The organism is Amycolatopsis sp. NPDC059027, assembly GCF_042739735.1.
Taxonomy (GTDB): domain Bacteria; phylum Actinomycetota; class Actinomycetes; order Mycobacteriales; family Pseudonocardiaceae; genus Amycolatopsis.
In genome coordinates this window covers 1-9,557 of the sequence record NZ_JBHYIK010000141.1, presented here as the reverse complement: position 1 = coordinate 9,557, position 9,557 = coordinate 1, and the positions used below count along the sequence as shown (strand labels likewise).

Below are 9,557 nucleotides of genomic sequence, written 5' to 3'. Positions count from 1 at the left end.
GCGTTGGACGCACCGAACGCCACATTGGGGTGTTTGAAACCCCGTGTTCGGCCGGACCGGAACAGCCGCTCCATCGCAAACACACGCCGTTATCTTCGCGTTGAGACAAGCGATAGCAAAGGTCCCTTGCTATCACCAGGAGTGTCGGGTGGGGTGGGTGAGGCAGGTGTGACGGCCAGCCAGGAAGCACCGGCTACGGAGCGTGGTCAGTAGTCCTTGAAGCCCTTGCCGGTTTTCCGGCCGAGGCGCCCGGCCGTCACGAGGTGCTCCAGCAGGGGCGCCGGGGCGAAGCCCTCCTCGCGGAATTCGTTGAACAGCGTCCGCTGGATGGCCAGGGAGACGTCCAGGCCGACGACGTCGAGCAGTTCGAACGGGCCCATCGGCAGGCCGCAGCCGACCTTCATGGCGGTGTCGATGTCGTCCGCGTCCGCGTAGTGGGCTTCGAGCATCTTCACCGCGTCGTTGAGGTACGGGAAAAGCAGCGCGTTCACGATGAAGCCCGCCCGGTCCCCACAGTGCACCGCGTGCTTGCCGACCGCCGCGCACACGGCGTCCGCGGTCGCGAGCACGTCGGGGGCGGTGGCGATCGTCGAGACGACCTCGACGAGCTTCATCACCGGGGCCGGGTTGAAGAAGTGCAGCCCGACCACATCGGACGGGCGGGAGGTCGCGGCGGCGCATTCGATCACCGGGAGCGAAGAGGTCGTGGTCGCCAGGATCGCGCCCGGCCGCACGACGTCGTCGAGCGCGGCGAAGACCGCCTGTTTGACGGCCAGTTCCTCGGCGACAGCCTCGATCACCAGGTCCACATCGGACAGTTGCTCGAAGTCGGTCACCGGGGAGATCCTGGCCAGCGCGGCCACACCGTCCGATTCGGACAGTTTGCCCTTGACGACGGCCTTGTCGAGCGACTTCTTCACCCGCGCGACCGAGGCATCGGCCTTTTCCTGGCTCCTGGCCCGCAGTACGACGTCGAAGCCGCGCTTGGCGAACACCTCCGCGATGCCGGTCGCCATCGTGCCGGTGCCCACGACGCCGACCTTGCGCACCTCGCGCGCGGCAGCCGCGTCCACAGTGGACGAACGCGAAGCCTCGTCGGCGACCACGGTCGGCGAGTCCGGCGCGTCGTAGGTGTAGAAACCGCGACCGGTCTTGCGGCCGAGCAGGCCCGCGGTGATCATCTGCTTCAGCAGCGGCGCCGGCGCGTGCAGCCGGTTGCGCGACTGGTGGTACATCGTGTCGAGGATTTCGTAGGCGGTGTCGAGGCCAATCAGGTCCAGCAAGGCCAGCGGGCCCATCGGGTACCCGCAGCCGAAGCGCATCGCCGCGTCGAGATCCTCGCGCGTGGCGTAGCGCTGCTCGTACATCCGAACCGCGTGGTTGAGGTACCCGAACAACAACGCGTTCGCGATGAACCCGGCGCGGTCGCCCATCACCACCGGCACCTTGCCCAGCCGCTCTGCGAACGCCACGACGTCGGCGACCACCTCGGGCTCGGTCACCACGGTCCGCACGACCTCGACCAGTTTCAGCACCGGAGCGGGGTTGAAGAAGTGCATGCCGACAACCTTGCCGGGACGCGCGGTGTGCACGCCGATCTCGGTGATCGACAGCGACGACGTGTTCGACGCGAACACCACGTCCGGGCGGGTGATCTTGTCCAGTTGAGAGAAGACATCCGCCTTCGCGCCCAGGTTCTCCGGGATCGCCTCGATCACAAGGTCCACATCGGACAGATCCGACAGCGACGTCGTGTACCGAATCCGGCCGAGCAGGGCGTCGCGGGCCGCTTCGTCGAGTTTGCCGCCGGACAGCGCCCGTTCGGTCGAATGCGCCAGATGCCCACGGCCGCGAGCGACGCACGAATCGTCGAGTTCGACCGCGATCACGTCCAGGCCGCTGCGGGCCAATACCTCGGCTATGCCGGCGCCCATCGTGCCCAAGCCGATCACACCGACCGTCGAGATGTCCCGCGCCATGGAGGCCTCCGGAGGTTACTCGCTAGTAGTTTGCTCCGCATACTGCCACGCCCCGGCCATCGGAACAGGGTCTGTCACCCTCCGAATCGAGTCAGATGAAACCGGTACACGTACCCGAACCGGCGAAACGCGCACCCGCATCGACGGCTCGCGTACCGGCGCAGCCGGCTCGCGTACCAGAACGGACGACACGGCGAAGCGGCTACTCGCCGAAGTTGGTGTCCACGAGTTCGCGGGCCTTGGCGAGGGCTTCGGTGGCTTGGGGGCCGCTGGCGCGGATCTCGATCCGGTCGCCTTGCCGAGCGCCGAGGGACATCAGTGCCAGCACGCTGTGCGCGTCAGCCTCCTGCTCGCCGAGGCGCACCGAGACCTCGGCGTCGAACCCGGCGAGGCTGCGCACCAGCACCGCGGCAGGCCGGGCATGCAGGCCGACGTCGTTGTGCAGGGTGAGCTCGATCGTCTCGCCGCCCTCGACTGGCGTCGCGGCTACGAGATCCTCGGGCACACCTGCCGCCGCGGCGGCTTCGGCGACGGCCTTGCGGTCGGCGCCACCCTGCGCGGCGACGGCGGCCGCGACCGCACCCTCGACCAGCGGGGCGTCCACGACCACCGCGGCGGACGGGTCGGCCAGCGTCTCCACCGCGAGTTCGGCGGTCATCTGCGCGCTGCCGAGGTCGTAGAGCAGCACGACCCCGGCGCCGGAATCGGCGCGCTGGGTGGCGGCGACGACCTCGTCGTAGTCGGTGCCGATGCCCCCGCCCGGCAGTCCCCCGGCGGGCACGATGGTGACGTCGGGTGCCATCTGGGCGGCCAGTTCGGCGAGTCCTTCGGCCAGCCGCGCGCTGTGTGACACGAGCACGATTCCCACGCTCACCGGGCGGCCTCCGCGAACGCGCGCAGCAGCAGCGCCGTCGAACGCGCGCCGGGATCCATATGCCCCACCGCGCGTTCCCCGAGGTACGAGGCCCTTCCCTTGCGGGGCACCAAATCCACTGTGGACTCCGCACCGCGGTCGGCGGCGTCCGCGGCGGCGGTCAGCGCCGCGGCGAGATCGCCGCCCGTCGCGGCGGCCTCGACCGCGGGGGCCAGCGCGTCCACCATGGTCGCGTCGCCCACGACGGCCTTGCCCCGCGCCTGAACGCCTTCCAGCGCCGCCTTCAACGCCTCGATGAGCGTGGGCACATCGACCTCGTCGCTCGTGCCGAGTTTGCCCGAGGCACGCAGGAAAGCCGTGCCGTACAACGGTCCCGCCGCCCCACCGACCTTCGAGATCAACGTGGTGGCCGCGAGTTTCGCCACCGCCGCGGGCGTTTCCGGCACGCCGGCGTCGAGCGCGGCCACGAGCGCTTCGAAGCCCCGGTTCATGTTCTCGCCGTGGTCGGCGTCGCCGATGGCCCGGTCGAGTTCGATCAGCTCGGCCCGGTGCTCGGCCACCACCGCGGCCGCGGCCCGCAGCGCCGCGGCGACCCTCGTCGCGTCGCAGCCCATGTCAGACCCCCCACCGCAGCGCGGCGGTGTGCACCGGCGCGTCCCAGAGCCTGATCAGCTCGTCGTCCAGTTTGAGCACTGTCAGACTCATTCCCTGCATCTCCAGACTCGTGATGTACGGCCCGACGAGCCTGCGTTCGACCACGATCCCACGCTCGGCCAGCAGCCGCTCGGCGATGCCGTGCGCGAGGTACAGCTCGACGAGCGGGGTCCCGCCCATCGAGTTGGTGAACAGCAGGACCCGGTCGCCGTCGGCGAAGGGCAGATCGGTGACCAGGGCTTCGAGCATCCTGGCCACGAGCGCGTCGGCGGGCTCGGCAGGGATCCGCTCGCGGCCGGGTTCCCCGTGGATGCCGATGCCGAACTCGATCTCGTCCTCGCCGAGGTCGAAACTCGGCTCGCCCACATGCGGCACCGTGGGCGCGGTGAGCGCGACCCCGATCGAGCGAACGTTGGCGATCACCTTGCGCGCCAACGCTTCCACCTCGTCCAGGGTGTCGCCGCGTTCGGCGGCGGCGCCGGCGATCTTCTCCAGCAGTACGGTGCCGCCGACGCCCCGGCGGCCCGCGGTGTACGTCGAGTCCTTGACCGCGATGTCGTCCCCGACGACCACGCTGCGCACGTCGTGTTCCTCTGCGCCGGCCAGTTCCGCCGCGGTCTCGAAGTTGAGCAGGTCACCGGTGTAGTTCTTGACGATCAGCAGCGCGCCGGGATCGCCCGTGGTCGCGGTGATCGCGGCCTGCACCGCGTCCGGAGTCGGCGAGGTGAACACCGCGCCGGGCACCGCGGCGTCGAGCATCCCGCGCCCGACGAACCCGCCGTGCAGCGGCTCGTGCCCGGAACCGCCGCCGGAGATGATCGCCACCTTCCCCGCCACGGGCGCGTCCGCCCTGATCACCACGGCCGGATCGGGTTCGACGCGCAGGATGTCGGCGTGTGCCGCGGCGAGCCCGCGCAACGACTCCTCGACCACCGTCGCCGGATCGTTGATGATCTTCTTCAAGGCGGCCTCCAGCACGTCGGTGGGTGGGGTGCCCTCTTCCTACCGCCCCCGGCGCGTCGCCGCCAGGCGTCAGGCCTTGGGCAGCTTCTGCGCGAGGTTCTTCGCCAGCGTGACCGTTTTACCGCACGGGTCGTCCTGCCCGGACTTGGCGTCGACGTTCTGGTACTGAACCTGTGCGATCTCGACCTGCTTGCCCTGCCACTCCCGGTGCCGCCACTGGACCCGGCAGTCCGAGGAGGTGGTCGAGAGTTTCTGGTACGCGGTGATCCCGCCGCCGAGATCGACCTTGGTGAACCCGTTTCCCTCGGCGGGCGCGAGGCCGGGGAACAACGTCACGGTGACCGAGGTGCCCAGCCCCCAGACACAGGAGTGCAGCGACGTCGGGAGCTGGTTCGCGGACTTGGCCACGGCGTCGATCGCCGAGGTGTCCAGCGCGGTGCACGGGTCGACGGGAAGTACCGAGCCCGGCGTCGACGGGTACGTCGCGGGCGAGGCGTGCAGCTTCTTCACGGCCCCATCGAGCGCGGTCTGCCCGGCCCGGCACGCGTCGCCGCCGTTGTAGATGACCGAGAAGGTCACGCCGAGGTTGGGATCCCGGGTGGTGAGCACACTGACGTCGCACGAGCCGCCGTCCGTGCCCTTCGAGACGACCAGCGGCAGCCCGCCGAGCGCGCCGGCGGTGTTGTTCGCGGCGAACGTGACCGCGCCACCGACCTTCACCGAGAGCCGGATCTCCTTGCCGCCAGGGTCTTTCACCGTGTTCCGGCATTCGTCGAAGGTCACCGAGGACGGCGACGGGTCGGACGCCACGGTGCCGAGCGAGGCCAGCGCGGTCTTGTCGACGAACTGGCACGGCTGGACCAGCCGCAACGCCGCCGACGCCACGGCCGGGTCCGTGATCGGGCCACTCGGCGCGTTGTCGGCGTTCGCCGCGGGCACCGTCGTGCGGGGATAGTTGGACTTGCCGAGGTCCCCGCCGCCGCAGGCGGTGACCACCAGCGCGAGCGCGGCGGCCACCCCGGCGGCCGGGAAGAACCGGCTGCTTCGGACGTCAGCGAACACGTCGTGCACGGTAGCCGGACGTGCTCGCCGTTGTCCGGACAACCCGGCTATTCCCCCTCGGCGGGTGCGTCCACGGCCTCGGCCGGAACCGTGATCGGCCGCAGTACCGCCCAGAGCACGAACAACGCGGTGAACACCAGCATGCCGATCCCGGCCCACAGGTTGATGTTCACCCCGGCCGCCTTGGCACGGTCGGCCTCGGTGGTGAACGCGATGCCCATCACCGTGAGCACCACGCCGTAGACGCCGATCAGCAGCGCGATGATCAGCCTGATGTCGAAGGCGCCCGCCTTGCGCGGCCGCGCGGACTCGTGTGCCATGCGGACCTCCTAGAAGATGATGTTCAGCGCGATGGTCAGGATCAGCACGATGCCCGCGAGCAGGCCCGGCTTGCGGTACCAGCCCGCGTTCTCGCCGGTGTCGTCGTGCTTGAGGGAGTCCCGCGGGGTCAGGGAGTACACCAGCCCGACCAGCTCACTGTCCGGCTTCGGCCGCGTCGCCAGCGAGACGGCGACGCTGATCACGATGTCGACGACGAACGCCGTCCCGGCGGCGACGAAGCTGGTGCCCTGGCCCTTGAGCCCGAGCACGCCGGTCTGCGACAGCGTCCACACGGTGATCGCCGAGGCGGTACCGAGGACGAGGCCGAGCCAGCCCGCGGTGGGCGTCATGCGCTTCCAGAACATGCCGAGGATGAACGTGGCGAACAGCGGCGCGTTGAAGAAGGAGAACAGATCCTGCAGGTAGTTCAGGATGTTGCCGGAGTTCGAGGCGATGAACGCGGTCCCGATCGCCAGCACCGTGCCACCGGCCGTGACGCCGCGGCCGAGCTTGAGGTAGTAGTCGTCCGGCTTGTCCTTCTTCACGTACGTCTGCCAGATGTCGTACGTGAACACGGTGTTGAACGAGCTGAGGTTCGCCGCCATACCCGCCATGAAGGACGCGAGCAGACCGGCGATCGCGACGCCGAGCATGCCGTTGGGCAGCAGGTCACGCATCAGCAGCAGGAGCGCGTTGTTGAAGGTCACGCCGCTTTCGGCGGTGCCGCCGTCGAGCAGGACCTGCTTGTCCTTGACGTACTCGGACACGGTGACCGCGGCGATCATGCCGGGGATGATCACGATGAACGGGACGAGCATCTTCGGGAAGGCGCCGATGATCGGCGTACGCCGTGCGGCGGACATGCTCTTCGACGCCATCGCGCGCTGGACCTCGACGAAGTTCGTCGTCCAGTAGCCGAAGGAGAGCACGAAGCCGAGACCGAAGACGAGGCCGAGCACGGACAGGAAGTTGTTGCCGAAGCCGGTCAGGTTGTCACCGGGCCACGAGTGCAGCTGCGCGGATCCGCCGGGGCTGCCGGTGACCTTGTCGACAAGACCCTGCCAGCCGCCGACCTTGACCAGGCCGATGATCGTCAGCGGCAGCAGCGCGGCGACGATCACGAAGAACTGCAGCACCTCGTTGTAGATCGCCGCGGACAGCCCGCCGAGCGCGGTGTAGGAGAGCACGATGACGGCGGCGATGATGATCGACACCCAGATCGGCCAGCCCAGCAGCAGGTTCACGACGCTGGCCAGCAGGAACAGGTTCGCGCCCGCGATGAGGACCTGCGCGGCCGCGAAGCTGATGCCGTTGACCAGGTGCGCGGGTTTGCCGAACCGGCGGCGCATGAACTCCGGGACGCTGCGCACCTTCGAGCCGTAGTAGAACGGCATCATCACGATGCCGAGGAACAGCATCGCCGGGATCGCGCCGATCCAGAAGTAGTGCACGGTCGGCAGGCCGTACTGGGCGCCGTTGGCCGACATGCCCATGACCTCGACCGCGCCGAGGTTCGCCGAGATGAACGCCAGCCCGGTCACCCACGCCGGGAGCGACCGCCCGGAGAGGAAGAAGTCGATGCTGCTCGAAACCTGTTTGCGCGCCAGATAACCGATGCCGAGCACCAGTACGAAGTAGAACGCCAACAGGATGTAGTCGATGGGACTCGCGTCGAGCCGCAGGTTCGCATCGGCCAGCACTACACCGCCGTACACCCGGCCACCTCCGGAAGTGAACATTTTCCCACAGGAAACACCATCGTTCCCCGTCGGACCCGGACAGTACTGCATGGATTCAGGCAGGGAAAGCCGGTGTCGCATGACACGCCGGACAAGCCGTTGACCTGCCGCTACAGCACACCGTTCGTGATGAATTCGCGACCGGAGACAGCGGCGAGCGGCTCACACACCCCCGCACAGGAGAACAGGCGCCCATGCCGTGAAGGCCTCCTTACCGGCGCCCAACGCCGGTAAGGAGGCCTTCACGGTCCTGCGGGGGAAACTCAGCGATCGGTCGGGACGGCGATCTCGCCGTCCTCGCCGATCAACCGGGCGAGGACGTCGTCGGGGAGGTAGGTCCGGTGCGGGTAGTTCGGACCCCACGAGTTGAGGATCGGGACCGCGCCGAGCTCGTCGGCCCGCTTGTTGCCGAGCACGGCGTGGACGTCTTCGACCGTCTTCGCCCAGCGGAAGGCCTTGATGCCCTGTTTGACTTCCGGGACGTAGCTCTCGCGCTTGTGCCAGTCGTCGTTGGCGTACGCCTCGTTCCAGAGCACGTGGCCCAGCTCCTTGAGCACCTGCGCCGCGGCCCGCACCGACGTGCCGTTCTCGTCGCCGGGGTTGGTCTCCGGCCATTCGTCGCGTTTCTTCGCCGCGTCCCACAGCCAGCGCGCGGTGTACTCGTCGCCGTTGAAGATCGACATGCAGCGCGACCAGCCGAAGCCGACGCAGGCACCCTCGTGCCCCTGGTTGTAGAAGGCGTACCACGCGTCGGTGTCCGGCGCGCCGCCCGGCTCCAGGCACACACAGTGTCCACCACGCACGGTGGTCAGCGACTTGGCGCCACCCTTGGCGATGAAGTACTCGCCGGAGGTCTTGTCCTGCTCGGGGTGATCGAATTCGCTGTACCAGTTGATGCCGAGGACGACCGGCGCGCTCGACGGCCGTTCCTCGGCGGGCAGCGCGGTCAGCGGATACCTTTCCACGTGCTGCCAGTCGTCCGGCACGAAACGCCCGAGCCGTGGGTCGACCGGATCCGACCCGAGAGGTCGATAGCGCATTGTTTCCTCCTCGAACCTGGGCACGAAAACGGCTCACGCCAGCAGGCGGACACGAACACACCAACATTTCCGGGTAACAGAAAAACGTTGGCGTGTCAGCAAAACCGAACTTCCGCGAGTCGCATTCGCGGCCTCACGGAGACACCGGCGGAACCCCTCGAATTCCAGTGTGACACACTTCTCATGAATTGCCGTCCACTCTCACCTGTTTGGCGGATCACGGGAATAATCCGTGATGATTCGGCCACAATCGTAGCCAGTATCCCGTTATTTACTTCCACACAAGGAGCGCGATAACCGCTTACGGATACCAGCAATTCGGACTCGATCCGGCATCATTCCGGGCAAGCATCGGGGCATACCTTCGCGCGGCGGGGAGCCGGGACGGGCGCCGAGTGCTCTCGGTGACACATCCGCGACGATCGCCCTGGCCCACCGGTTCACGACACCGGCACAGCGTGACCGGGCGTCCCACCTTTGTGGGGGGGGGGGGGGGGGGGGGGCCGGGCCGGCGGGGGGCCCGCCGCGGGCGCGCGCGGCCGGCGCCCCCGCCCCTGGCCACCCCCCCCCTCCGCGTGTGCGGGGCGCTCTCCGGTGTGCGTCTTTCTCGTGTTTTTCTTTTTCGTCGGGCGAGTTGGTGGGGTCGCCGCGACAGGCACAACCGCTCCGCGAAGCCCTTCGCCACCACGAGCCCAAGAACAACACCCTCCCCACAGCCCCGGCGTTCCCGCGCCCGCCGAACACCCCGACGGAGCCGTAACAAAACGAGGCAGGTCCGACACGACGGAGCACTCTCGGCGTGCGGCACGAGGGTCCTCTGTGGACACAAGCCGTGCTGGCCTCATCCGAACACCGGTGGATCCCCGTGCGCGACCCGGTTGCGGAACCGATGTGGCACTCACGGCTCACGACGCGAGACCCGCGA

At 68.5% G+C, this 9,557-nt stretch carries 8 protein-coding genes; all 8 read right to left on the bottom strand.

Translation table 11 applies throughout. The annotated features are described in order from the left end of the window. Positions 1-206: 206 nt before the first annotated feature. The 8 genes from ACFWY9_RS44320 to ACFWY9_RS44285 all read right to left on the bottom strand — a co-directional run bounded on the left by ACFWY9_RS44320 (position 207) and on the right by ACFWY9_RS44285 (position 8,632). Complete coding sequence (locus ACFWY9_RS44320; RefSeq protein ID WP_378330365.1) at positions 207-1,979, bottom strand: 3-hydroxyacyl-CoA dehydrogenase family protein; 1,773 nt, start codon at positions 1,977-1,979, stop codon at positions 207-209. Between the two features lie 202 nt (positions 1,980-2,181). Beyond that, the gene (gene dhaM / locus ACFWY9_RS44315) at positions 2,182-2,853 is read right to left on the bottom strand and encodes a dihydroxyacetone kinase phosphoryl donor subunit DhaM (protein WP_378341714.1); all 672 of its coding nucleotides are present in this window, start codon (positions 2,851-2,853) and stop codon (positions 2,182-2,184) included. Beyond that, a complete protein-coding gene (gene dhaL, locus ACFWY9_RS44310; protein WP_378341713.1) occupies positions 2,850-3,467 on the bottom strand; it encodes a dihydroxyacetone kinase subunit DhaL in 618 nt (205 codons plus the stop codon). Before dhaL ends, dhaM begins: the two co-directional genes overlap by 4 nt. Position 3,468: 1 nt before the next feature. Next, positions 3,469-4,470, bottom strand: a complete 1,002-nt coding sequence (gene dhaK, locus ACFWY9_RS44305; RefSeq protein ID WP_378330368.1) for a dihydroxyacetone kinase subunit DhaK — start codon at positions 4,468-4,470, stop codon at positions 3,469-3,471. A 69-nt stretch (positions 4,471-4,539) separates the two neighbouring features. After that, positions 4,540-5,532: a hypothetical protein gene (locus tag ACFWY9_RS44300; protein ID WP_378330369.1), complete on the bottom strand. Its 993-nt coding sequence runs from the start codon at positions 5,530-5,532 to the stop codon at positions 4,540-4,542. Between the two features lie 47 nt (positions 5,533-5,579). After that, positions 5,580-5,852, bottom strand: a complete 273-nt coding sequence (locus tag ACFWY9_RS44295) for a hypothetical protein (RefSeq protein WP_378341712.1) — start codon at positions 5,850-5,852, stop codon at positions 5,580-5,582. 9 nt (positions 5,853-5,861) lie between these two features. Continuing rightward, complete coding sequence (locus tag ACFWY9_RS44290) at positions 5,862-7,592, bottom strand: sodium:solute symporter family protein (RefSeq protein ID WP_378341711.1); 1,731 nt, start codon at positions 7,590-7,592, stop codon at positions 5,862-5,864. 263 nt (positions 7,593-7,855) lie between these two features. After that, a complete protein-coding gene (locus ACFWY9_RS44285) occupies positions 7,856-8,632 on the bottom strand; it encodes a hypothetical protein (RefSeq protein WP_378341710.1) in 777 nt (258 codons plus the stop codon). Between the last annotated feature and the right edge of the window lie 925 nt (positions 8,633-9,557).

Bases quoted from the DNA above. Each gene is read 5' to 3' on its own strand.
- ACFWY9_RS44320 (WP_378330365.1), bottom strand. From the start codon at position 1,979: ATGGCGCGGGACATCTCGACGGTCGGTGTGATCGGCTTGGGCACGATG.
- dhaL (WP_378341713.1), bottom strand. From the start codon at position 3,467: ATGGGCTGCGACGCGACGAGGGTCGCCGCGGCGCTGCGGGCCGCGGCC.
- ACFWY9_RS44295 (WP_378341712.1), bottom strand. From the start codon at position 5,852: ATGGCACACGAGTCCGCGCGGCCGCGCAAGGCGGGCGCCTTCGACATC.
- ACFWY9_RS44290 (WP_378341711.1), bottom strand. From the start codon at position 7,592: ATGTTCACTTCCGGAGGTGGCCGGGTGTACGGCGGTGTAGTGCTGGCC.
- ACFWY9_RS44285 (WP_378341710.1), bottom strand. From the start codon at position 8,632: ATGCGCTATCGACCTCTCGGGTCGGATCCGGTCGACCCACGGCTCGGG.